The organism is Luteimicrobium xylanilyticum (assembly GCF_009429125.1).
Taxonomy (GTDB): Bacteria; Actinomycetota; Actinomycetes; order Actinomycetales; family Cellulomonadaceae; genus Luteimicrobium; species Luteimicrobium xylanilyticum.
Genome location: NZ_CP045529.1, coordinates 1,019,442 through 1,042,677, shown reverse-complemented (window position 1 = coordinate 1,042,677; position 23,236 = coordinate 1,019,442). Strand labels below are relative to the sequence as shown.

Genomic DNA, 23,236 nt, shown 5'->3' with positions numbered 1-23,236 from the left:
CCTCGGCGTTCAGGGCAGCAGCGTAGTGCGGAACGGCGTGGACGCGACCTCGCGCCCGTCGACGAGGACGGCGACCCGCCCGGACGCGCCCCGGTGGCTCGAGGGCTGGACGTACGCGTCGAACGAGACCGCGAACGTGTCGCCCTCGGGCGCCTCGAACGTCCAGGTGTCGTCGGTGCCGTCGGACGTCTCGTCGCTCGGCTCGGGGTCGAGGCCCTGGCTCTCGAAGATGTCGAAGTACGCCGAGGTCACGCGCAGCTCGACGTCCTTGCCGAAACCGCCCGGGTGGTGCACGGTGACCGTCCACGGCGCGTCCAGGCCGGCGCGCGCGATCCGGGCGTAGTGGACGCTCACGCTCCAGCCGTCCTCGCTGCGGGTGGTCGTCGACGTCCAGAGCCCGAAGAGGTTGAGCGCACCCGCCACGACGACGAGCAGGAGCCCGACCGTCCCGATCCGTCGCGCGAGGACGGGCCGGGGCCCTTCGTCGACGGCGCGCGGCGGGTCGAGCGTCGCGAGCTGCGGCGTGGGATCCGAGGTCACCCCCTGATCGTGGCCCGGCCCCCGGGCGGACGCACGCCCACGCGGTCAGCGCGTCGGGGCCGCCACGACCTCGGCGTAGACGCCGAGGTACGGCTCACCGGCGTCGTTGCGCGGACGGTACCCGGCGAGCGCCTTGAGGAGCCCGCTGCCGCGACGTCCGGTGCACGGCTCGAGGTCGACCACGGCGCACCGGGGAACGGGCGCCCCGACCCTCAGCCGGACGCCGTTCGCGACCACCTCGTGGCCCGACCAGGTCTCCTCGACGTAGGGAGTCTCCGTCTCCACGACGAACGTCGCGCGGAACCGGGACGCCTCGGCGACCAGATCGGGATGGCCGGCCCGGTCGCCCAGGTCGCGCAGCGAGGCGGTGGCCACGATCGTCACCGGAGCGCCGTAGACCACGCCCCCGCGCGGCGCCAGAGCGAGCCGCACCGGTCGGCCGAGCCACCGCGACAGCAGCCCGGCGTGGGGCCCGGCGAGCAGGGACAGCGTGACGGGCCGGCCCCAGTAGTCGCAGACGAACGCCTCGCCGGTGGGCTCAGGAACGGCGCGCACCGTCACCCCGTCCGGTGTCGTCAGCGCCAGCGACGGGCCGTCGAGGTCCGCCACGACCGCGAGCAGCGAGGGGGTCTGCACGGTCTTGAGCACGCGCCGCCGCGCGGTGTCGACGAGGCAGTAGAGCCGGTCGCCCACCGGCCCGTCGACATCGAACGACGCGTCGGGTCGGGGCAGGTGGCGGGTGCCCTTGACCGGTGTGAAGCCGACGCTCCGGACGTCGAGACCGGGCGCGTCGTCCACGGTGCTCGCCGCTCGCAAGGTCACAGGGACGAGACGGCGTCGAAGCGGTCGAGCACGACCCGAGCCAGCGCAGGGTCGGGTGCGAGCGGCGCCGACACCGCGTCGGCTCCCGCGTGCGCGAGCTGGTCGTGGAACCAGCCGGGGGCCAGGAGATAGGACGCGACGACGACGCGCGGGGCCCCGGCCGCGCGCGCGGCCGCCACCGCCTCCGCGACCGTCGGGCGTGCCATCGAGCCGTACCCCACGGTCACCGGCCCGTCCCAGGCCCTCGCGAACACCTCGACGACGGCCTCCACGTCCGCGACGGCGCGCGCGTCGCTCGAGCCTGCGGCCGCGACGACGACGGCGTCCCCGGGCTGTGCGCCCGCCTCCACCGCGCGGCGGCGCAGCAGGGCGACGAGCCGGTCGTCGGGCCCGAGCGCGTCCGCAGCGACGGTGTCGGGACGCGCGTCCGCCGCCTCGGCGATGTCGACGTAGACGTGGAAGCCCGCCGACAGCAGCAGCGGCACCACGACCACCAGGCTGCCCGCGGGAACGGTGCCGAGGACCTCCCCGACCTGGGGGTGCTGCACGTCGACGTACGTCTCGAGCACCGAGAGCCCGGGCCGGGCGCCGCGCACGTCGTCGAGGATGCTGCGGATCGCGAGCTGGCCGGCCCGGTTCGCGGTGCCGTGGGAGCAGCCCACGAGGGTGGGGGTCGTCGTCACGTGGCCCACCCTAGGGCGCGCGCGGGCCCGTCGAACAAGCGGTCCGCGCCCGCTCGCTCGGCGACGGGACCGCTTGTTCGGCGACGGTCAGGCGCGGGGCTCGCCCGACCGACCGTCGTCCGTCGTCCCGTCCTCGGGGCGCGCAGCGCCCTCGTCGGTGCGCGCGGCATCGTCCTCGGCGCGCGCGGCACCGTCCTGGGTGTGCGCCGGGCCCGCCTGCGACGGTGGCCGGGCGGCGGTGTCGTCGACCGCGGTCGGTGCCTCGGGCTCCGTGCGGTCGACGACGGGCGTGGCCTGCCGCTGTGCCGCGGCCGGCGTGACGTCCTCCGCCGGGGCCGCGTGACGTGACGACGTGCGCTCGGGCGGCTCGACAGGCGCCGCGGGTCGAGCGGGCGGCGCCGCAGGTCGAGCGGGCGCCACCGGCGCCGCGGCGGGGGCCACAGGGGCGGCCGGCCCGGTCGACGCCGCCTGGCTCGCCGGGACGACGTCGAGGACGGTCACGTCCCCCTTGGCCAGACGCCTCAGCGCGATACCGACGAGGAGGAACAGGATGCCCAGCGCGAAGACGAGGATCGCGACGCCGAACGCGACGACCGACGTGAAGAGCGACGCCCGCAGGAACGACGCGTTCATGACCGTCGTACGGCGCGGGTCGTCCTGCGGGAGCTGCGCGTACGTCTGCCCGTCCGTCGCCTTGAGCGCGTGCTTGTTGATGACCTCGGCCTGGGCGTACGCGGTCAGGGGGTCCTGGACGCGCTTGCCGCCCAGGAACTGGGCGTCGTCGGACACGGTGATGTTCTCGTCGCGCAGCTGGGACGTGACCATCCCGTACGTCGTGCCGCCGGCGAGGATCATGATGATCCCGACGATGATCGCGAAGAGCCCGATCCCGCGCACTCCGCGCACAGGCCGGACGGTGACGCTGCTGGACATTTCCGTTCCCCTCGTGTGGTGGGTCACTCACGTGCCAGTACGGGGCGGGCGTCTGACCAGCCCTGACACCAAAGTAGACCGGCCCACGAGGGGTCGCGCGGCGGCGTAGCGCGGTGCGTCGGAACGATCGGCGCGGTCAGGCCGGCGCCGGCACGGGCTCTCCGCCGGACGGCGGCCACGTCGTCGTGTCCGCGAGCACGCCCGCGACGACGGCCGGGACCGCCTCGACGACGGCCGCGTCGTTCTTGCCGAGCCGCAGCACCGCCGCGCCGAGGAGCAGGAACACCAGGCCGGAGGCCGCCACGAGGACCGCCACCCCGAAGGCGACGACGGATGTGAGGAGCGACGCGCGCAGGAACGACGCCGTCATCGCGGTGCTGCGTACCGGGTCGTCGCGGTCGAGCTGGGCGTACGTCTTGCCGCCGGTCGTGCGCAGCGCGTCCCGGTCGATGGCGGCGGCCTGCGCGTATGCGGTGACCGGGTCCTGGACCCGGGCTCCCGAGAGGACGGGCGCACTGTCGGAGACGGTGACGTTCTCGTCACGGAGCTGCAGAGTGACGGCGCCGTACGTGGCTCCACCGGCCAGGATCATCACGATCCCCACGACGACGGCGAAGACGCCGAGCCCGCGCGCGCGGCGCGCGGGTCGGACGGAAGCACTGCTGGACATGGGTGGTTCTCCTCATCGGTGAGTCGCTCACGTACCAGGGCAGGTGTCGGACCATCCCCACGAATCAACGTAGAGCGGACGTCTCGCCGCTGAACACGCGGTCTCCACGATGCGGACAGATGTAACGGAATCTCGAGCCGCTCGGCCGGGACGCCGGACGCCGGTCAGAGGATGCGCCGCGCCGCCGCCCACCGCGTCAGCTCGTGGCGCGAGGAGAGCTGAAGCTTGCGCAGCACGGCGGAGACGTGCGTCTCGACCGTCTTGACGGAGATGAACAGCTTGCTCGCCACCTCGCGGTACGTGTACCCCCGGGCGATGAGACGCATGACCTCCTGCTCACGGGCCGAGAGCCGGTCGAGCTCGTCGTCGGCGATCGCGACGTCGCCCATGCCCGTGCCGAACGCGTCGAGGACGAAGCCCGCGAGCCGGGGCGAGAAGACCGCGTCGCCGGCCGCGACGCGCTGTACGGCGCCCGACAGCTCGGGCCCCGTGATCGCCTTCGTGACGTAGCCGCGAGCGCCCGCGCGGATCACGGCGACGACGTCCTCGGCGGCGTCCGACACCGACAGCGCGAGGAACCGCGTGCCGGGTGCGAGGTCCGCGCACCGGCGGGCCACCTCCGCGCCGCCGCCCCCGAGACCGCCCGGCAGGTGCACGTCGAGAAGCACGACCGCCGGTCGCAACGCGTGTGCCGCCTCGACCGCCGCGTCGACGTCGGCGGCCTCCCCGACGACCCGGACCCGGTCGTCGAGGCTGGCGCGCACGCCGGCGCGGAACATGAGGTGGTCGTCGACGATCAGCACGTCGACGGGCTCGGCCATGGGGGTGTCGGTGCTGGTCACGCGGTCGTCTCCTCGTTCGCGTCGTGATGCTCGGGTGCACGGGGCATCTCGAGATGCACCTCGGTGCCCCAGCCTGGCCCACTCTCGACGACGGCGCGCCCGCCTCGCCGCTGGACCCGGCCCACGATCGACTCCCGCACACCGAAGCGGTCGTGCGGGACGTCGTCGAGGTCGAAGCCGTCGCCGCGGTCACGGACGAACACCTCGACCGCACGGTCGCTGACCTCGAGGTAGAGCGAGACCGGCGGCGCGCCGTGGCGGACCGCGTTGAGCAGCGCCTCGCGGGCCGCACGGAGCAGGGCGGACGTGCCGTCGTCGGGCGCGCAGTCCCCCACGACGACCACCTCGACGGGCACGCCGTGCGCGTCCTCGACCTGCCCGACGAGCTCACGGACGTCCGCGGCGAGCGATGTACCACTGACGGCACGGTCCGTGTACAACCACTCGCGCAGCTCGCGCTCCTGGGCGCGCGCCAGCCGGGCCACCTGGTCGGCGTCGTCGGCCGAGGCGCGGATCAGGGCCAGCGTCTGGAGCACGGAGTCGTGCAGGTGGGCGGCGATGTCGGCCCGCTCCGCCTCGCGAGCACGGGCGGCGCGCTCGTCCCCCAGGGCGCGGGCGAGCCGGAGCCACCACGGCGCGAGCACGAGCGCCGCTCCCGCGAGCACGGCGACAGCCGCGACCCATGCGCGCGCCATGTCAGCCGTCGACGACGTCCGCCCCACCAGCAGCAGCACCCCGACGAGCACGAGCAGGAGCCCGCCGCCGAGGCGGAGGACCGAGCCGGGCGTGCGGCCGCCGGCCTGCGAGAGCATGCGGCCACGCTGAGCCGCGTCGAGCTGGCTCCACGCGAGCGCGAGGCCCGCGAGGAGCACGAGGACCGGGAGCGCCCAGCCGGCGTCGAGGTGCCAGCCGAGCCGCTCGCCCACCAGGACGCCGGCCGCCGCCAGGAGGATCGCCCCGGCGAGCACGTCGCGGACCGGGAAGGTGCGCCGCTCGCTCCGCAGGCGCCGCGCGAGGCGTTGCAGCTCGGCGGGTCGCGACTGCTCGGCCGCGACGTGCGGGTCCCCGACCGGGATGGTGATCCACCAGAACACGTAGAGCACGATCCCGACGCCCGACAGGCCCGCGAGGATCATCGCGAGCCGCACCGTGCGCACGGGGATGCCGACGTGCGCCGCGACCCCCGCGCAGACCCCGCCGACGCGCCGTCCGGACTCCGGGCGCAGCAGCGGGGGGCGCGTCCCGTCGGCCGGGGCGGCACGGGCGCCCGACGGGGCCGCCGGCGACGGCGCAGGCGGCGGTCCGGTCGGAGAGGTCATGTCCCGATCGTGGCACGGGAGGCGGTGCGCGCGGGGGTCCGGGGATGGCCCCGGGCCCGAAATCAGGGGTCGGCCCCGCTCCCCCGCCCCCCGGTCAGGGTCGGATCAGGGCTCCACCGCATGGTCCGTCGCACCCTCGCCCGACGACGATGGAGCCATGGACACGACGACTGGCACCCCGACGGGCGGAGAGCCCGGGGGCGCGACGCCGGGGCAGGTTCCCCCGCCGGGCGGCACGCCGCCCGCGGGCGGACCACGGAACAGCACCGAATCGTTCTTCGAGTGGATCGACCGCCTCGGGCTGCGGCGCACCGACGAGCGCTGGCTCTCCGGCACGGCCGGCGGAGTCGCCCGGCGGCTGGGCGTCGATCCCCTGATCGTGCGCGGCCTGTGGTTCGTCCTCTGCCTCGTCGGTGGCGTCGGCCTGATCCTCTACGCGATCGGCTGGGCGCTCCTGCCCGACGACCGCGACGACCGCAGCCTCCTGCGCGACGCGGTCCAAGGGCAGTTCCGCGGTGAGATGGTCGGCCCGATCGTCGCGTTCATCCTCGGGGTGAACTGGCGCCTCGGCGCGTGGAGCTGGTGGCACGGTGACGACTGGGTCGCCGGCATCTTCTGGCTGTGCCTGTTCGCGGGCGTCGCGGTCGTCGTGGCCGCGGTCGTCGGGTCGCGCAGCAAGAATGGCACCCCGGGCGCACCGCCGCAGCAGCCCCAGGGGCGGTCGTACCCGGGCAGCCCCTACGTGCCGGTGCCGTCGGGCGACGTCCACGCGGCCGCGACGTCCAGCACGCCGACCACGGCCTTCACGGCGCCGGCCACGGGTCCGTACCCCACGACGCCCGTGCCTCCGGACCCGTCGCCGGTCGCCACCAAGCACCACGGCGACGCGAAGCAGCGCGACTCCCGTGACAGTGGGCGGTCGGGTGCGGTCGCGAGCGCCGTCGTCGGGCTGTGCCTGGTCGCGGGCGCGGTGGTGTTCGGCCTGGACCGCGGAGGCCACGTCGACTCCCCCTGGCTCGTGTGGGGCGGGGTGTCACTCGTCCTCCTGGGCCTCGGCACGGTGGTCGCCGGCCTCCGGGGACGTGGCGCGGGCGGCCTGACCACGCTCGCGATCCTGCTGGGCGTCGTCGCGCTGCCGGTGGCGTCGCTGGACCACACCGGCGCGTTCGACGGCGACGTCCGGGCGATCGCACCGGACACCACGGTGGTCGCGACCGACGTCGCCACCGCAGAGGACGGGTACACGTACTCCGTCGGGAACCTCACGCTCGACCTCGCTTCGCTGCCACTGCCGTCGGCCGGCGCGGAGCCGGTCACGGTCCCCGTGCACGTGGGCGCCGGCGACACGGTGATCCAGGTGCCACGGGGCGCAGAGGTCCGCGCCACGGTGCGTCTGTGGGCGGGTGACGTGTCCTGGCAGGTCGGGGACGACGACCAGCACCGGTCGAGCCACAACATCCGCACGGGCTCCGACACGTTCGAGACGCCGGCGGTCGCCGGGGGCGGCACACCCCAGCTCGTCCTGGACGTCACCGGCGCCGCGGGCACCATCACCATCGAGGAGAAGTGATGAGCATCAACGAGTCCGGCAACGAGCCGGAGCGCGACGACGACGACACCCAGCGCCTCGACCTCGTCGTTCCGCCGGGCGTGACCGCCGCCCCCGACGACCTCCCGACGCCGGACGCCCAGGACGGCGCGACGCGTGTCCTGCCGACCGCGGCGGAACCGCAGGGTGTCGACGCGCTGTGGGGTCTGGGCGCACCGGAGGGGGCGCCGTCGGGCACCGCATCGGAGCCGGCGTTCGTGGCGCCCCCCGTGGCCCCGTCGGTCGCGACGCCTGAGACGAGCGCGCCCGAGCCGGCGCGCGGCCGGCGCCGCCCGGTCCGCGTCGGGACCGTCGTGTGGGGTCTCGTGGTCGCCGCGTGCGGGGTCCTCGTCCTCGCCGCGGCCGGGGGCGCGCACATCGACGGAGGCACGGTCGCGATCGCCATCCTCGGCGGCGCAGGCGTCGCGCTCGTCCTGGGCTCGATCATCACGGGCGTCCGGCGCCGCGACCGCACCTGACCCCCGTGCGGCCAGGATCGGTTTGACCCGGCGAGCGGCGACGGCCTACCGTGGCGTCGCTCGCTCGTGTGACCTGCGGCACATGCCGTACGTTCTGCGGGCGTGCAGTCCGAGACAACGACGTCCCGGACTTCCACGAGCATGGGAGCGCTTCCACTACGACGAGCCGACGAGAACGGCTCCTCGCCCGCCGACCACGGGACCCGCGTCCGTCAGCTGACAGGGACGGGCGCAAAGCCCGTGTTCGGCACGGGGTCAGGGGCCGACCCGCTCACTCCCACTCGATGGTCGCCGGCGGCTTGCTGGTGACGTCGAGGGTGACGCGGTTGACGTCGGCGACCTCGTTGGTGATGCGGGTCGAGATGGTGGAGAGCACGTCGTAGGGCAGGCGCGTCCAGTCGGCGGTCATGGCGTCCTCGGACGACACGGGCCGAAGGACGACGGGGTGCCCGTAGGTGCGGCCGTCGCCCTGGACGCCGACGGAGCGGACGTCGGCGAGGAGCACGACGGGGCACTGCCAGATCTCACGGTCGAGGCCGGCCTTAGTGAGCTCTTCGCGGGCGATGGCGTCGGCGGCGCGCAGGGTGTCGAGACGCTCGGCGGTGACCTCGCCGATGATCCGGATCCCGAGGCCGGGGCCGGGGAACGGCTGACGCCAGACGATGACCTCGGGGACGCCGAGCTCGAGCCCGACGGCACGGACCTCGTCCTTGAAGAGGGTGCGGAGGGGCTCGACGAGCTCGAACTGGAGGTCGTCGGGCAGTCCGCCGACGTTGTGGTGGGACTTGATGTTGGCCGCGCCCTCGCCGCCGCCGGACTCGACGACGTCGGGGTAGAGGGTGCCCTGGACGAGGAACTTCACCTCGCCGCCGTCGTCGCCCGCCGCCTCGACGATCTCGCGCGCGGCGTCCTCGAACGCGCGGATGAACTCGCGGCCGATGATCTTGCGCTTCGTCTCGGGGTCGGTGTGCCCGGCGAGCGCGGTGAGGAAGCGCTCCTTCTCGTCGCGGATCACGAGGTTGACGCCGGTCGCGTCGACGAAGTCGCGCTCGACCTGCTCGACCTCGCCCTCGCGCAGGAGCCCGTGGTCGACGAACACGCAGGTGAGCTGGTCGCCGACGGCCTTCTGGACGAGCGCCGCGGCGACGGACGAGTCGACGCCGCCGGACAGCCCGCAGATGACCCGGGCGTCCCCGACCTGGGACCGGATCGCCGCGACCTGGTCCGCGACCACGTTGCTCGCCGTCCAGTCGGGGCTGAGGCCGGCGCCGTCGTACAGGAAGTGCTCGAGGACGGTCTGGCCGTGCGCGGAGTGCTTGACCTCGGGGTGCCACTGGACGCCGAACAGGCGGCGGCCCTTGTCCTCGAAGGCGGCGACGGGCGATCCGGACGACGTGGCGAGCACCTCGAAGCCCTCGGGCGCGCGGTGCACGGCGTCGCCGTGGCTCATCCAGGTGGTCTGGTGGTCCGGGGTCCCGGAGAGCAGGACGCCGGCCTCGCAGACCTCGACCTCGGTGCCGCCGTACTCACGCCGGCCGGTCTGGGCGACCTCGCCGCCGAGCGCCTGGGCCATCGCCTGGAACCCGTAGCAGATGCCCATGACGGGGACGCCGGCCTCGAACAGGGCCGGGTCGACGAACGGGGCTCCCTGCGCGTACACGGAGGACGGTCCGCCGGAGAGGATGATCGCGGCCGGGTCCTTGGCGAGCATCTGCTCGACGGACCACGTGTGCGGGACGATCTCGGAGTAGACCTTGGCCTCGCGCACGCGGCGCGCGATGAGCTGCGCGTACTGGGCGCCGAAGTCGACGACGAGGACGGGGCGCGGCGTCGCGGGCCCGGCGGCCTCGGCGGTGGGGGTGGCGAGCGGGGCGGCAGAGGCTTCGGTCACCCCCCAAGTCTACGGGGACCGGCCGTCGGCCTGACCGGGCGTCCGCCGCGCCGCGGCGTCATCCCAGGGCAGCCCGCAGGGTGCGTGCGGCGGCCTCCGGGTCGTCGGCGCCGGTGATCGCGCGGACGACGACGACCCGCGTCGCCCCGGCGTCCACGACCTCGGCGACCGTGTCCGCGTCGACGCCTCCGATCGCGAACCAGGGCGTGGTGGGCCGCGACGCCGCGACCCGGCGGACGAGCTCGAGGCCGACTCCCGGCCGTCCGGGCTTGGTCGGCGTCGCCCAGACAGGCCCGACGCAGAAGTAGTCCACGTCGGGGTCGACGTCCGCGGCGGCGGCCTGGGCGTCGTCGTGCGTGGAGCGACCCAGCACGACACCCGGCCCGACGAGCGAGCGGGCGGCTGCGACGGGCAGGTCGTCCTGCCCGGTGTGCAGCACCGGGGCGCCGGTGAGCTGCGCGACGTCGGCCCGGTCGTTGACGGCCCACAGGGCGCCGTGCCGCGCGGCGACGTCGGCGACGAGCCCGCACAGCTCGAGCTCCTCACGCGTGTCGATCGACCGGTCGCGGAGCTGGACGACGTCCACTCCCCCGCGCAGCGCGGCGTCGAGGAACCCTTCGAGCTCACGGAGGTCCCGGCCGCCGGGCCGCGCGTCGGTGCACAGGTAGAGGCGGGCGTCGGCGACCGTCCGACGTGCGGGTGAGGAGGAGTCGGCCATGCGGCGCGAGTGTAGTGTGACGCGTGCACGGGAGCCCCTCCCGCCCGGTCGTCGGAACGTCGACGCCGTCCGGGGCCGGGGCTGAGAGGACGCCGGCGGAGGCGTCGACCGTCGAACCTGATCTGGGTCATGCCAGCGAAGGGAGCCTCCACCCGTGACCTCTGCGACCGCCCCGTCGACCGTTACGCCGGCGTCGGGCGTCCTCGTCCCGCGCTCGCACATCCCCGACGTCCTCGTGGTCGGAGGCGGGATCGTGGGCCTCGCGTGCGCCTGGTACGCCACCCGCGCGGGCGCTCGCGTCACTGTCCTCGACCCGTCCCCAGGCGACGGCGCCACCCACGCGGCCGCGGGCATGCTCGCTCCCGTGGGCGAGGCCGAGCCCGACGACGCCGCCGCGACCGCGCTGCACCTCGCCGGGGCGGCGCTCTGGCCGGGTTTCGCGGCGGAGCTGCGGGCGTCGTCCGGCCGGGACCCCGGCTTCGAGGCCACCGGTGCGCTGCTGCTCGCGTACGACGCCGGGGACCGCGCCGACCTGCTCCGTCGCCTCGACCAGCACGCCGCCACCGGGCTGCGCTCCGTCGCGCTCACGGTCGCCGACGCGCGGCGCGAGGAGCCCGGACTCGGGCCCGTCGCCGGCGCGGCGCTCGCGCCCGACGACCATCGCGCCGACCCCCGCGCCACGCATCGCGCGCTCCTCGAGGCCGCGCGCGCAGCGCACGTCCGGCGGGTTCCCACGTCCGCGGCGCGGCTCGTGCGCGAGGGCGCGCGCGTCGTCGGGGCCGTCGACGACGCCGGGCACGTGCACCTCGCGGGCCTCACCGTCCTCGCCGCCGGCACCCCGTCGCGGACCCTCGCCGCGGACGCGGGCGCGCCCGCCGTCCCGGTGCGCGACGTCGTGGGGCAGACGCTCCGCCTCGCCGCCGGGCCCGACCTCCCGCTCGCCCGGACGATCCGCGGCCAGGTGCAGGGCCGGGCCGTGTACGTGGTGCCGCGCGCGCCGCGGCCGGACGGGACGCGCGAGATCGTCGTCGGGGCGACGAGCGAGGAGACCGCCGACGCGCGGCGCCCCCGCACGGGCGGAACCTTCGCCCTCCTGCGCGACGCCCGCGCCCTCGTCCCCGGCCTCGACGAGACCACGCTCGCTGAGGTCACGCAGCGGGCCCGGCCGACCACGCCGGACGGGCGCCCGCTCGTCGGGCCGTCCGGGCTGCCCGGGCTGTGGCTCGCGACCGGTCACGGGCGCAACGGCGTCCTGCTCGCGCCGTTCACCGGCGTCGCGCTCGTGCAGGCCCTCGGTGCCGCCACGCCCGGCCTGCCGGGCGACTCCCTCGACCGGGCGCTCGCCGCCACCGACCCGGCCCGCCTCACCGCCCCCGACCACCGGAGGACCGCATGACCGCCCTGGACACGTTCGTCAACGGCGCCCCGCGCCGACTGGAGACGCCGCTGCCCGTCGACGCGCTCGTCGCCGACCTGGTCCCCGCCTTCGCGGCCGACCGCACGGCGCGCGGGATCGCCGTCGCCGTCAACGACGCCGTCGTGCCACGCAGCGCCTGGGCGAGCACCGCCGTCCTCCCGGGCGACCGGGTGGAGATCGTCGGGGCGGTGCAGGGTGGCTGAGCTGACGATCGCCGAGGTTCCGCTGCGCTCGCGCCTCGTGATGGGGACGGGTGGCGCGTCGAGCCTCCTCGCGCTCGAGGACGCGCTCGTCGCGTCCGGCACCGAGCTCACGACGGTCGCGCTGCGGCGCTTCTCCCCCGGCGTCGCGACCGGCGACCACGGGGTCTGGGCGCTGCTCGAGCGAGTCGGGATCCGCGCGCTGCCCAACACGGCCGGCTGCTTCACCGCGCGCGACGCCGTCCTGACCGCCCGCCTGGGACGCGAGGCCTGCGGCACGGACTGGGTCAAGCTCGAGGTGATCGCCGACGACGTCACGCTCCTGCCCGACCCGCTCGGCCTCGTCGAGGCCGCTGAGACGCTGGTGCGCGACGGCTTCGTCGTGCTGCCCTACACCAACGACGACCCGATCCTGGCGCGGCGTCTCGAAGACGTCGGCTGCGCGGCCGTCATGCCGCTCGGCTCCCCCATCGGGTCCGGGCTCGGGGTCGCGAACCCGCGCAACATCGAGGCGATCGCGGCCCGCGCGGGCGTTCCCGTGATCCTCGACGCGGGCGTCGGGACGGCTTCGGACGCGGCGCTCGCGATGGAGCTCGGCTGCGACGGGGTGCTGCTCGCGACGGCCGTCACGCGCGCGACGGACCCGGTGCGCATGGCACGGGCCATGCGATTCGCCGTGCAGGCCGGGTACGACGCCGCCCGTGCGGGCCGGGTTCCGCGCCGGGAGCAGGCGCTCGCGTCGTCGCCCGTGGACGGCGTCGCGCGCGCCGGGAACCTCGACCTCGCGCTGTAGCTCCCGAGACGGCACAACCGCGCCGGGACCGCTACGGTGACCCGATGCCGACCTCCACGACGACCTCCCCCGCCCGCGCGGCCCGGGGCGCCGCCTCCTCCGTCCGCGACAGCGCCGCCCTGCGTGCCGGTGCCCGGATCGGCTTCGCCGCGGCGGGGCTCGTGCACATCCTGCTCGGCGTCGTCGCCCTGCGGGTCGCCTTCGGCGGCAGCGGCTCCGCGGACCCCGCGGGTGCGCTCGCGACCCTCCAGGACGAACCCGGAGGACCGCTGCTCCTGTGGGTCGTGCTCGTCGCCCTGGTGCTCCTCGGGCTGTTCCTGCTCCTCGAGGGCGCGCTCCTGCGCGGGACGGACCGCGACGCGTGGGCCAAGCGCGGGAAGAAGCTCGCCACGGGGATCGCCTACCTCGCCGTCGCGGCGACGGCGTTCGGGGTGGTGCACAGCCACCGGTCGAGCAGCAAGGGCACGACCCGGACCTGGAGCGCGCGGCTGCTCGACGCGCCTGGTGGTCGCGTCCTGCTGTTCGTCGTCGCGCTCGTCGTGCTGGGGGTCGCGACCTACTTCGTGGTCAAGGGCGTGAAGGCGAAGTTCCGCGACGACATCCGCGTCCCGGCCGGGTCGCTGGGCAGCGTCGTCATGGTGCTCGGGCGCACCGGGTACGTGGCCAAGGGCGTGGCGCTGGGCGTCGTCGCGGTGCTCACCGGGGCGGCCGCGCTCACGGCCGACGCGTCGAAGTCCGGCGGTCTGGACTCGGCGCTGAAGTCGCTGGTCGCGCTGCCGGCGGGCGTCGTCCTGCTGGCGGTCGTGGCGGTCGGCCTGATCGCGTACGGCGTCTACTTCTTCGCGCGCGCGAAGTACGCGCGGCTCTGAGCGGCTACGGCGCGACGGCTGCGTCGCGCGCACGCCAGGCGAGCATCCCGCCGTCGACGACGCGTGCGTCGACGCCCGACGCGCGGGCTGCCTCGGTGACACGCTCCGCGCGCGGCCCCGCCTTGCAGAGCACCGCCACGACGGCGTCCCGCGGGAGGTCCGCGAGCGCCGCGTCCGCGTCGCCGGCGAGCACGCGGCCGAACGGCAGGCGCCGGACGTCGGCGTCGGCCCCCGGCTCGAAGGGCTCGGTCGCGAGCTCCCAGTCCTCGCGGACGTCGAGCACGACGACGTCGCCGCGGCCGAGCCGGTCGGCGAGCTCGTCGGCGTCCATGCGGTCGGGCGCGGTGGCCGGGGCCGGCACGGCGCACGCGACGGGCTCGGGCTGGGCGAGCGCGGAGACGGGCTCGCGGGCCGGGTCGGCGCGGACGGTGAGGTAGCGCCACTCGCCGTCGAGCGCGTCGTAGACCGCGAGCCGCCCGAGCAGGGTCCGTCCGACGCCGGTCACGAGCTTGACCACCTCGGTCGCCATCGCGGTTCCGACGGTGCCGCAGACGACGCCGAACACCCCGGCGGTCGCACAGTCGGGCACGGTCCCGGGCGGCGGAGGCTCGGGGAAGACGTCCCGGTAGGTCACGCCGGGGTCGTCGCCGAGGTCGCGCGCGCTGAACACGGCGACCTGCCCCGAGTACTGGTGGATCGCGCCCCAGACGACGGGCACGCCGACGAGCTCGGCGGCGTCGGACACGAGGTAGCGGGCCTCGAACGAGTCGGTCCCGTCGACGACGACGTCGTACCGGGCGAGCAGGTCGAGGGCGTTCGCCGCGTCGAGCCGGACGTCGTGCATCTCGACGTGGACGTGCGGGTTGACGCGGGCGACGGCGTCGCGGGCGGACCCGACCTTGGGGCGTCCCACCTGCGCGTCGCCGTGGATCACCTGGCGGTGCAGGTTCGAGGTGTCGACGACGTCGTCGTCGACGATGCCGATCGTCCCGACGCCGGCCGCGGCCAGGTAGAGCAGGACGGGGCTGCCGAGGCCCCCCGCGCCCACGACGAGCACGCGCGCGTCGCGCAGCCGCTCCTGCCCTTCGACGCCGATGCCCGGCAGCGCGAGCTGCCGGGCATAGCGTGCGACCTCCGCGGTCGTCAGGTGGTTCTCCGGTGTCATGCGCCCCGTCCGTGCTGGGTCAGATGCGCGCCCGGCGCCGTCCGCCGCGACCCGCGTAGAGCGAGACGAACAGCGTCGCGAGGGCGACCTGGATGATGAGCTGGATCCAGTCGATGCCCTCAGTGTGCCGCACGTGCAGCCAGCCGGCGATCAGCGTGCCGAGGAACGCCGCGACCATGCCGATCAGGATGGTCGCGAGGATGGAGACGTTCTGCCGCCCGCGGGCGAACAGCCTGCCCAGGGCCCCGATGATGAGGCCGACGACGATTGCGTAGATGATCCCGCTGAGGGTGATCGTGACCACGTTGCACTCCCGATGTACGGATTGTCCCCCTAGGACGTCGCCCATCATGGGGGCGGTCGGGAGCGTTCGCTCGTCGAGCGAGGCGTCAGACCCCGTACTGGTCCGCGAGCGCCTGCAGCTTGGCCTCGGCGTCGCGGTGCACGTTCTTCTCGACCACGAAGCTCATGACCGGGATCACGCCCGCGAGGACCTGCGTCACGAGGCGCCCGAACTTCCAGCGCATCTTGGACCACAGGTCGACGACGGTCACCAGGTAGACCACGTAGATCCAGCCGTGCGCGAAGGGGATCCAGCGGATGGCGTCCTCCCAGGACACCTTCACGACGTAGTTGAGGATCAGCTCGACGCAGAGCAGCAGGAGCATGACACCGGTCACGATGGCCATCACGCGGTACCGCGCGAGCGCGCCTCGCGCCTTGCGGATCGCGGTGCGGGCGGCGTCGGCCGACGGGTCGGTGGCGTTCTTGCCGACGGGGGTCGCGGGGGTGGTCATGCGGTTGCCTGCCTCGGGCTTCGCGTCACGCACGAGGGTGCGCGGCTGGACGTGCGCTGTGGGAAAAACCATGGGGTCGCGTGGGCGGCCCGACCTAATGTTACGAGGTGCGAACCCTCCCCCTTCCCGACCCGGGCACACCCCCGCTCGGATCGCCCGCCCGCGCCCTGTGGTGGCAGGCGTGGCGTCAGCGCGGCATCCTGCTCGGCTCGCTCGTCGCGGGTGCCGTGACCATGGTGTCCCAGGCCCTGACGCCACTGTTCATCGGCCACGGCATCGACGACGGGCTGACCCACGGGTTCGGCGTCGACCTGCTGCGGTGGTGCCTGATCATGGCGGTCAACGGTGCCGTCATCGTGGTCAGCGGCCTCTTCAGCCACCGCTTCGACGTCCAGAACTGGCTGCGCGCCTCGTTCTCGTTCTCGCAGCTCGTCGGCTACAAGGCGTCGCGCACCGGGCACCGCATCACCCAGAAGCTCCCGACCGGCGAGGTCGTGTCCGCCGTCGCCAACGACGCGCTGCGCATCGGCGACGTGTTCGCCATGGCCGGGCGGTTCGTCGGAGGCGTGCTCGCCTACGTGACCGTCGCCGTCGTCATGTGCACGCAGTCGCTCAGGCTGGGGCTCGTCGTCGTGGTCGGGCTGCCGGTCGTGGCGGGGATCATGGCGCTCCTCGTCAAGCCGCTGCAGTCGCGCCAGACGGCGCAGCGCGAGGCGCAGGGCCACCTCACCGCGCTCGGCGCGGACACCGTCTCCGGCCTGCGCATCCTGCGCGGGATCGGGGGCGAGGAGGTGTTCTCGGGCCGCTATGCCGAGCAGTCGCAGAAGGTGCGCCGCGAGGGCGTGCGCGTCGCGACCGTCCAGTCCGTGTTCGACGGCCTCCAGGTGCTCCTGCCCGGGCTGCTGGTGGCGCTCGTGCTGTGGCTCGGCGCGCACGCTGCCGTCGCCGGCGAGATCACTCCCGGCGAGCTGGTGACCTTCTACGCCTACGCCGCGTTCCTCTCGTGGCCGCTCCAGCTCGCCACCCAGATGCTGCAGATGACCACGCGCGGCCTGATCGCCGCGGGCAAGGTCCAGGCCGTGCTCGGCACCCGTTCCGCGGCCGAGGCCGCCGACGGCGTGGCGCCCGTCGAGGAGCCCGTCGCCGGTGCGGAGCTCGTCGACGAGGCCAGCGGGCTGCGCCTCGAGCCGGGGCGCGTCGTCGGGCTCGTCAGCGCCGACCCGGACGAGGCGGCGCGCGTCGCCACGCGTCTCGGCCGGTTCGACGACGACGACGAGGCCGACACCCCGGTCCGGCTCGGCGGCGTCCGGCTCACCGAGCTCGACAAGGACGCGCTGCGGCACCGGATCGTCGTGTCCGAGGCGACCACGCACCTGTTCTCGGGGATCCTCGGCGAGGAGCTCGACGCGCGCGGCCGCGCCACCGAGGAGGACCTCCTGGGCGCCGTGCTCGTCGCCGACGCGCAGGACGTCCTCGACTCGGTACCCGGCGGCCTGACCGGCGAGCTGCCCGAGAAGGGCCGGTCGCTGTCCGGCGGCCAGCGCCAGCGCGTCGCGCTCGCGCGCGCCCTGCTCACCGACCCCGAGATCCTCGTGCTCGTGGAGCCGACGAGCGCCGTCGACGCGCACACCGAGGCCCGGATCGCCGAGCGCGTCGCCGGGGTCCGCCGCGGCCGCACCACCCTCGTCGTGACGGCGAGCCCCCTCGTCCTCGACCACGTCGACGAGGTCGTGCTCCTCGAGGACGGCCTCGTCACCACGCACGGCACCCACGCCGACCTGCTCGGACGCACCGACGCCGCCGCCGTCCGCTACCGCGCCGTCGTCGGCCGCGGGATGGGCGACGACGACCAGGAGCCGGGCGAGCCCGCCCGCCTGCAGACCACCGGAGGAACCCGATGACCGCCACCGTCCTGCCCATCGCGGACGGCGCCGACACCCGCCGCGCGACCGTCGCGCTGCTCCGGGACCACCGCGGCGCGCTCACCCGCGTCGTCGTGCTGCACACCGTCGCCGCGGTCGCCGGGCTCGTCGGACCGTGGCTGCTCGGGCGCATCGTGAACGACGTCACGGGCGGCACCACGGACACCGCGGTCGACCGCATGGTCGCCGTGCTCCTCGGCGCGGTGCTGCTCCAGGCCGTCGTCACCCGCTTCGCCCAGCAGGCCTCGATGGTGCTCGGCGAGCAGGTCTTCGCCGAGCTCCGCGAGGAGTTCATGGACACGGTGACCCGGCTGCCGCTGTCGACCGTCGAGCGTGCGGGGACCGGGGACCTCGTCGCCCGGACGACCAACGACGTGAACCGCCTGCAGCACGCGGTCCGCTTCGGGGTGCCGCGCATCATGGTGTGCGTCGTGACGATCGTCCTCACGCTCGTCGCGTCGTTCCTCGTCGCGCCGCTCGTGTCCGTCGGGCTCCTCGTCGGGGTACCGGCGATCGTCGTCGCCACCCGCTGGTACCTGAGGCGCGCGACGCCCGGATACCTGCGTGAGTCCGCCGCCTACGCGACCGTCAACGGGACCATCACCGAGGCCGTCGAGGGGGCGCGCACCACCGACGCGCTCCACCTGGGTGCCCGCATGCGACGCCGCGTCGACCGCAACCTCCGCGAGGCCTTCGAGGCCGAGCGGTACACGCTGCGGCTGCGCAGCGTGCTCATCCCGTCCGTCGATGCCGGGTTCTCGTTCGCTCCCGTGGCCGTCCTGCTGTGGGGCGGCTGGCTGCTCTCGCAGGGCCACACGTCCGTCGGTGCGGTCACGAGCGTCATGGCGTTCGGCATGCAGCTCGGCGGGCCCGTGTTCGACCTCATCTTCTGGCTCGACGAGCTGCAGGTCGCCGGCGTCTCCCTGTCCCGCGTGATCGGCGTCCGGCTCGTCGACCAGGACCGCGAGGCCGGCACCGCCGTCCCCGCCGACGAGCACGTCGTCGGGAGCAAGGTCCGGTACGCGTACCGCGAGGGCCACGACGTGCTGCACGACGTCGACCTCGACCTGCGCGTCGGCGAGCGCCTCGCGATCGTCGGGCCGTCGGGCGCCGGCAAGTCGACGCTCGGCCGCATGCTCGCGGGGATCCACCCGCCCACGGGCGGGTCGGTGACCGTCGGCGGCGTGCCGCTCGTCGAGCTGCCGCTCGAGGACCTGCGTCGGCACGTCGCGCTCGTCACCCAGGAGCACCACGTGTTCGTCGGGACGGTCGCCGACAACCTGCGGCTCGCGGACACGGACGCCACCGACGAGCAGCTCCTCGACGCCCTCGAGGCGGTCGACGCCCGCTCCTGGGCCGAGGCGCTGCCCGACGGGCTCGCGACCGAGGTCGGCTCCGGCGGGCACACGCTCACTGCGGCGCAGGCGCAGCAGATCGCGCTCGCCCGGCTCGTCCTGCTCGACCCGCACACGCTCGTGCTCGACGAGGCGACGTCCCTGCTCGACCCCCGCGCTGCCCGGCACCTCGAGCGCTCGCTCAACGGCGTGCTCGAGGGCCGGACCGTGGTCGCGATCGCGCACCGGCTCCATACCGCGCACGACGCCGACCGCGTGGCCGTCGTCGACGGCGGCCGGATCACCGAGATCGGGCCGCACGACGAGCTCGTCGCGGCGGGCGGGGACTACGCGAGGCTGTGGCACTCCTGGCAGCACGAATAGCGGCCTGCACGGCATCGAGAAGCTCGTCAACATCTTGAAGGTGGTGTCAGGATCATGACACCACCTTCAAGATCTGTGAGGGCGGACTGGGCACATCCCGAGCGAGCGTGGGGCAACACCCTCGAGCCTCCGGTGCTGCGCGCCCTGTGGCGGGCGGGCTCCGTTCTCACCGGGCAGGAGACCCACCGCGTGACGGGCTCCGGGACCTACGGCGGTGTGCGGTACGCGCTCGAACGCCTGCAGCGTCACGGGCTCGTCACCGGTCGGACAGTCGGCGGCTCGCGGCTCTTCTCGCTCAACCGGGAGCATCTCCTCCACCCCCCTCGCAGCCGCGTTCGAGAGACTCGATCCGCAGGGCGAGCTCCGCGAGCGCGTCGAACGTCTGGCCGAGCGCCACTACCCGGGGGGGGTGACCTCAGTGTCGCGGTCTTCGGATCGGTCGCGCGTGGTGATGCCGGGCTTGATTCCGATCTCGACCTGCTGGTGGTCGTACCCCAGGACGACGACCGCGCGGCGAGGTTCGTCGACGCGCTCGAGACATCGGCTCGGGCCTGGACCGGCGGGCCTGTCCGGGTGCTCCTCCACACGTCGGCGTCGCTCGGCGCTGCAGCTCAGGCCGACGACCCGCTCATCGAGGCGCCGCGACGCGACGCCCGCGTGCTGGTGGGTCCGCCGCTCGAGGGCTTGCCGGTTCGCCCGTGACCCCTCGAGGCGCCGGCCGGACACGCCCGATGACCCGCGCGGACGTGCTCGTACGGGCGGCCAGCGTGCGCAAGTACCTCGAAGTCGCAGCACTCGTCGCTGATGCCGAGGACCCCGCCGAACGACATGTCGCCGCCAGTCTCGCAGCTCTGGGGCGATCGCGGCCGCGGACGCCATCGGAGGGGCGAGGCTCGGCTTCTGCGCGCAAGGCCAGGACCACGGCCAGGCCGCTGACCTGGTGAACACGATCCCGAGCTGCGACCGACTTGCGAGTGACCTCCGTGCGGTCCTGCGCGACAAGAGGAACGCTCACCACGGAACCACGTTCCTGTCGAGCGAACGCGTCGCTTCGATTCTCCGGCACGCCGGGCGGCTCACGGACGCCATCGACAGCCACCAGCGCTGACGCGACAATGGCGCACGTGACCCGGTACGCGTTCCTCGTCTCGCCGTCGCACAACCGCGTCTACGCGCAGGCCGCGCCCCGGCTCGCTCTCGCGGAGCTGAGCGTCCTCGCGGAGCGCGCGTTCGACGGGCGGGTCACCGACCTCGGCACGACGACGCTCGGCGGGCTGCCGTACGTGACGTTCACGCTCGACGACCCCGCCGGGCCGGACGCGGACCGCGTCCGGGAGACCGACCTCGGCCTCGTGTCGGCGCTGTCGTCGGCGTACGCGCTGTTCGCCGTCGACGGTGAACCGGGCGCCGGGGGCGGCGTGGCGCTCCGGCCCGTGACGCGGGCCGCGGTCGAGCTGTTCGACTCGGACCTGCTGACCGTGCAGAGGTACGCCGGCAAGACCAACGAGGACTTCACGCGCCTGCTCGTGAACGTCACCGTCGCGGCCACCGACCGGCCACGGGACCTCGCCGGCCCGTGGACCGTCCGGCCCGACGGCGCCCGGCGCCGCCTGCGGGTCCTCGACCCGATGGCGGGCCGCGGCACGACGCTCAACCAGGCGCTGGTGCGCGGCTGGGACGCCGCGGGGATCGACGTCGACGCCAAGGACGTCGAGGCGTACGCGGTCTTCCTGCGCACGTGGCTCAAGAACCACCGGCTCAAGCACACCGCCGACCTCGGCACGCTGCGTCGGGACGGGAAGAACCTGGGGCGGCGGTTCACCGCCACGGTCGGCGCGACACCCCAGGAGTACCGCGCCGGCGACACGATCGGCGTCGAGCTCGTCAACGCGGACACGGTCCGCGCCGCGGAGCTCTTCCCCGCCGGGCACTTCGACGCGATCGTCACCGACGCCCCGTACGGCGTCCAGCACGGCAACCGCGCGTCGGGCACGCGCGGCCGCGACGGCCGGTCGACCGCCCGCGACGACCTGACGCGCTCCCCCGTGCCGCTCCTCACGAAGGCCCTGCCCGGGTGGGTCCGCCTGCTGCGCCGGGGCGGCGCCGTCGGGATCTCGTGGAACGTCAAGGTCGCGCCACGTCGCGACCTCGTCGACGCGCTCACCACGGCCGGCCTCGAGGTGCTCGGCGAACGAAGCGACGACGCGGCGCCCGGCCCCTGGCAGGGGTTCGAGCACCGCGTCGACCAGGCGATCCAGCGCGACCTCGTCGTGGCCCGCAAGCCACGCTGAGGTCGCGCCGCGCGGATCAGGCGGGGACGGTCTCGCGCTCGGGCTCGGCGGGCTCCTCGCCCTCGGTGTGCTCCTCGGTCGAACGAGAGTTCGTCAGCGTCGAGGCGCCGAACGCCGCCAGGATGCCGACCACGACGGCGAGCACGACGTAGGTGACCCGCTCACCGTGGAAGAACGAGGCGACCAGCTCGTTGCTCCACGTGCCGGCGGGGAGCTGGCTCGCGACCAGGGTCGCGATGAGCGTCCCGACGACCGCGGTGCCGACGCTCGTCCCGACCTCCTGGGCGGTGTCGTTGAGCGCGGTGCCCATCGACGTGCGGTTGGCGGGCATCTCGTCCACCAGGGCCACGGCGCACACCGTCATGACGGTGCGCAGGCCGATAGTCATCACGACCATCGCGACGGCGATCGCGACGTAGCCGTGCTCGACGCCCCACGCGAGCCCGCCGACGCCCGCGGCGAGGAAGCCGGAGCCGACGAGGCAGGCGACCCGGTGCCCGAACCGGGTGACGAGCCACTCCGAGAGGGGGGTCGCGCCGAGCATCGTCAGGATCATCGGCAGGTTCGCCAGGCCGGCCTTCACGGGGCTCCAGCCCCAGGCGTACTGGAAGTGCAGGATCAGGCCGAACATGACGCCCGCCATCGCGACGGCGGTCCCGATCTGTGCGATCGAGGCGCCACGCACGGTGCCGTTCGAGAAGAGCTTGAGGTCGAGCATCGGCGCCGCGCTGCGGCGCTCGTGGCGGACGAACAACAGGGCGGCCAGGACGGCGCCGACGACGCAGCCGAGCGTGATCGCGGAGAGCCACCCGTGCTGGACGCCGCTGGTGAGGGCGTAGCACGCGAGCCCGATCGTCGCGATGCTGAGCCCGGCACCGGGCAGGTCGAGCTTGTCGTCGGTCAGACCGTCCTTGGCGTCGGCGGCGACCCCGAGCCGGACGCCGACCCAGGCGATCAGCGCGATCGGGAAGTTGACGAGGAGCAGCCACTGCCAGGAGACGTGCGCCAGCGCGGTCCCGCCGAGCAGCGGGCCGAGGATGAACCCCGACATGCCGACGACCATCATCACCGTGATGGCGCGCATCCGGAGCGCCTTGTCGTCGAAGAGACGGAACACCAGCGAGTTCGTCACGGGCGCCATCGCCGCCGCGGCCAGGCCCAGCAGGGCGCGCAGGGTGATGAGCTCCCCGCTCGTGGACACGAGGGCGGCACCCAGGCTGATGATCCCGAACGCGGCGAGGCCGGTGAGCAGCACGCGACGGCGCCCGAACCGGTCGGCGATCGAGCCGGCCGTGAGGAGGAGCCCGCCGAACGTGAGCGCGTAGGCGCCGCTGACCCACTGCAGCGCCGTGGTGCTGCTGCCGAGGTCGCGGCCGATCGTCGGGAGGGCGATCGACATGAGCGTGTTGTCGACCATCTCGACGAAGAAGGCCAGGCAGAGCGCCGCCATCGGGATCCAGGCGGCCCGGAGGGACGAGTAGGTGCGCGACGTGGGTCGCGGCGTGAGGTCGGTCGTGGTCATGCAGACGATGTTCGTCGGGGCCGTTGACACGGCGCTGACACGGTCTCGTCGTCGCTG

General features: G+C 74.4%; 23 protein-coding genes. 10 read left to right on the top strand and 13 right to left on the bottom strand.

The window, feature by feature from the left end:
* Nucleotides 1–9 precede the first annotated feature (9 nt).
* From KDY119_RS04525 to KDY119_RS04495, 7 genes are all read right to left on the bottom strand, one after another.
* Nucleotides 10–540, bottom strand: a complete 531-nt coding sequence (locus KDY119_RS04525) for a hypothetical protein (protein WP_051136742.1) — start codon at nucleotides 538–540, stop codon at nucleotides 10–12.
* 45 nt (nucleotides 541–585) lie between these two features.
* The gene (locus KDY119_RS04520) at nucleotides 586–1,338 is read right to left on the bottom strand and encodes an MOSC domain-containing protein (RefSeq protein ID WP_227994519.1); all 753 of its coding nucleotides are present in this window, start codon (nucleotides 1,336–1,338) and stop codon (nucleotides 586–588) included.
* Between the two features lie 20 nt (nucleotides 1,339–1,358).
* Nucleotides 1,359–2,045 (bottom strand): sirohydrochlorin chelatase, encoded by a 687-nt coding sequence (locus tag KDY119_RS04515; protein WP_153021989.1) that lies wholly within the window; start codon nucleotides 2,043–2,045, stop codon nucleotides 1,359–1,361.
* An 87-nt stretch (nucleotides 2,046–2,132) separates the two neighbouring features.
* Nucleotides 2,133–2,978: a hypothetical protein gene (locus tag KDY119_RS19335; protein ID WP_322619637.1), complete on the bottom strand. Its 846-nt coding sequence runs from the start codon at nucleotides 2,976–2,978 to the stop codon at nucleotides 2,133–2,135.
* 136 nt (nucleotides 2,979–3,114) lie between these two features.
* Entirely contained in the window at nucleotides 3,115–3,648 is a 534-nt protein-coding gene (locus KDY119_RS04505) for an aromatic ring-opening dioxygenase LigA (protein WP_153021988.1), read from the bottom strand.
* A gap of 164 nt (nucleotides 3,649–3,812) precedes the next feature.
* Nucleotides 3,813–4,469, bottom strand: coding sequence for a LuxR C-terminal-related transcriptional regulator (locus KDY119_RS04500; protein WP_036953093.1), 657 nt, complete (start codon nucleotides 4,467–4,469; stop codon nucleotides 3,813–3,815).
* 17 nt (nucleotides 4,470–4,486) lie between these two features.
* On the bottom strand, nucleotides 4,487–5,809 hold the full coding sequence (locus KDY119_RS04495; protein WP_153021987.1) for an ATP-binding protein: 1,323 nt from the start codon (nucleotides 5,807–5,809) through the stop codon (nucleotides 4,487–4,489).
* Between the two features lie 157 nt (nucleotides 5,810–5,966).
* Between KDY119_RS04495 and KDY119_RS04490 the strand changes: the two genes are divergently transcribed.
* Together KDY119_RS04490 and KDY119_RS04485 are read left to right on the top strand one after the other, a co-directional pair.
* A complete protein-coding gene (locus KDY119_RS04490; RefSeq protein ID WP_036952393.1) occupies nucleotides 5,967–7,379 on the top strand; it encodes a PspC domain-containing protein in 1,413 nt (470 codons plus the stop codon).
* Entirely contained in the window at nucleotides 7,379–7,876 is a 498-nt protein-coding gene (locus KDY119_RS04485) for a hypothetical protein (protein WP_153021986.1), read from the top strand. The genes KDY119_RS04490 and KDY119_RS04485 overlap by 1 nt, the downstream gene beginning before the upstream one ends.
* Nucleotides 7,877–8,147: 271 nt before the next feature.
* On the opposite strand, the gene guaA is transcribed toward KDY119_RS04485, so the two are convergent.
* Both guaA and thiE read right to left on the bottom strand, forming a co-directional pair.
* A complete protein-coding gene (guaA, locus tag KDY119_RS04480) occupies nucleotides 8,148–9,767 on the bottom strand; it encodes a glutamine-hydrolyzing GMP synthase (protein ID WP_036952397.1) in 1,620 nt (539 codons plus the stop codon).
* A 58-nt stretch (nucleotides 9,768–9,825) separates the two neighbouring features.
* Nucleotides 9,826–10,485: a thiamine phosphate synthase gene (gene thiE, locus KDY119_RS04475; protein ID WP_036952400.1), complete on the bottom strand. Its 660-nt coding sequence runs from the start codon at nucleotides 10,483–10,485 to the stop codon at nucleotides 9,826–9,828.
* A gap of 154 nt (nucleotides 10,486–10,639) precedes the next feature.
* On the opposite strand from thiE, the gene KDY119_RS04470 reads away from it, so the two are divergent.
* The 4 genes from KDY119_RS04470 to KDY119_RS04455 are packed head-to-tail and all read left to right on the top strand — an operon-like array spanning nucleotide 10,640 to nucleotide 13,764.
* Nucleotides 10,640–11,881: an FAD-dependent oxidoreductase gene (locus KDY119_RS04470; RefSeq protein ID WP_153021985.1), complete on the top strand. Its 1,242-nt coding sequence runs from the start codon at nucleotides 10,640–10,642 to the stop codon at nucleotides 11,879–11,881.
* Nucleotides 11,878–12,105 (top strand): sulfur carrier protein ThiS, encoded by a 228-nt coding sequence (gene thiS / locus KDY119_RS04465; protein ID WP_036952406.1) that lies wholly within the window; start codon nucleotides 11,878–11,880, stop codon nucleotides 12,103–12,105. The genes KDY119_RS04470 and thiS overlap by 4 nt, the downstream gene beginning before the upstream one ends.
* 40 nt (nucleotides 12,106–12,145) lie before the next feature.
* Entirely contained in the window at nucleotides 12,146–12,895 is a 750-nt protein-coding gene (locus KDY119_RS04460) for a thiazole synthase (protein ID WP_407657431.1), read from the top strand.
* Nucleotides 12,896–12,939: 44 nt separating this feature from the next.
* Nucleotides 12,940–13,764: a DUF1206 domain-containing protein gene (locus KDY119_RS04455; protein WP_036952410.1), complete on the top strand. Its 825-nt coding sequence runs from the start codon at nucleotides 12,940–12,942 to the stop codon at nucleotides 13,762–13,764.
* A 4-nt stretch (nucleotides 13,765–13,768) separates the two neighbouring features.
* On the opposite strand, the gene moeB is transcribed toward KDY119_RS04455, so the two are convergent.
* The 3 genes from moeB to KDY119_RS04440 form a co-directional block, all read right to left on the bottom strand.
* A complete protein-coding gene (moeB, locus tag KDY119_RS04450) occupies nucleotides 13,769–14,929 on the bottom strand; it encodes a molybdopterin-synthase adenylyltransferase MoeB (protein ID WP_153021984.1) in 1,161 nt (386 codons plus the stop codon).
* Nucleotides 14,930–14,948: 19 nt separating this feature from the next.
* Nucleotides 14,949–15,233: a GlsB/YeaQ/YmgE family stress response membrane protein gene (locus tag KDY119_RS04445; protein WP_322619636.1), complete on the bottom strand. Its 285-nt coding sequence runs from the start codon at nucleotides 15,231–15,233 to the stop codon at nucleotides 14,949–14,951.
* An 85-nt stretch (nucleotides 15,234–15,318) separates the two neighbouring features.
* The gene (locus tag KDY119_RS04440) at nucleotides 15,319–15,726 is read right to left on the bottom strand and encodes a DUF3817 domain-containing protein (protein WP_036953102.1); all 408 of its coding nucleotides are present in this window, start codon (nucleotides 15,724–15,726) and stop codon (nucleotides 15,319–15,321) included.
* 107 nt (nucleotides 15,727–15,833) lie between these two features.
* Between KDY119_RS04440 and KDY119_RS04435 the strand changes: the two genes are divergently transcribed.
* The 4 genes from KDY119_RS04435 to KDY119_RS04420 all read left to right on the top strand — a co-directional run bounded on the left by KDY119_RS04435 (nucleotide 15,834) and on the right by KDY119_RS04420 (nucleotide 21,657).
* The gene (locus tag KDY119_RS04435) at nucleotides 15,834–17,627 is read left to right on the top strand and encodes an ABC transporter ATP-binding protein (protein WP_153021983.1); all 1,794 of its coding nucleotides are present in this window, start codon (nucleotides 15,834–15,836) and stop codon (nucleotides 17,625–17,627) included.
* The gene (locus KDY119_RS04430) at nucleotides 17,624–19,366 is read left to right on the top strand and encodes an ABC transporter ATP-binding protein (RefSeq protein ID WP_153021982.1); all 1,743 of its coding nucleotides are present in this window, start codon (nucleotides 17,624–17,626) and stop codon (nucleotides 19,364–19,366) included. Before KDY119_RS04435 ends, KDY119_RS04430 begins: the two co-directional genes overlap by 4 nt.
* Nucleotides 19,367–19,420: 54 nt before the next feature.
* Nucleotides 19,421–20,068, top strand: coding sequence for a nucleotidyltransferase domain-containing protein (locus KDY119_RS04425; RefSeq protein WP_083890976.1), 648 nt, complete (start codon nucleotides 19,421–19,423; stop codon nucleotides 20,066–20,068).
* A 422-nt stretch (nucleotides 20,069–20,490) separates the two neighbouring features.
* Nucleotides 20,491–21,657, top strand: coding sequence for a TRM11 family SAM-dependent methyltransferase (locus tag KDY119_RS04420; protein ID WP_051136779.1), 1,167 nt, complete (start codon nucleotides 20,491–20,493; stop codon nucleotides 21,655–21,657).
* 16 nt (nucleotides 21,658–21,673) lie between these two features.
* On the opposite strand, the gene KDY119_RS04415 is transcribed toward KDY119_RS04420, so the two are convergent.
* Nucleotides 21,674–23,179 (bottom strand): MFS transporter, encoded by a 1,506-nt coding sequence (locus KDY119_RS04415; protein WP_036952424.1) that lies wholly within the window; start codon nucleotides 23,177–23,179, stop codon nucleotides 21,674–21,676.
* Between the last annotated feature and the right edge of the window lie 57 nt (nucleotides 23,180–23,236).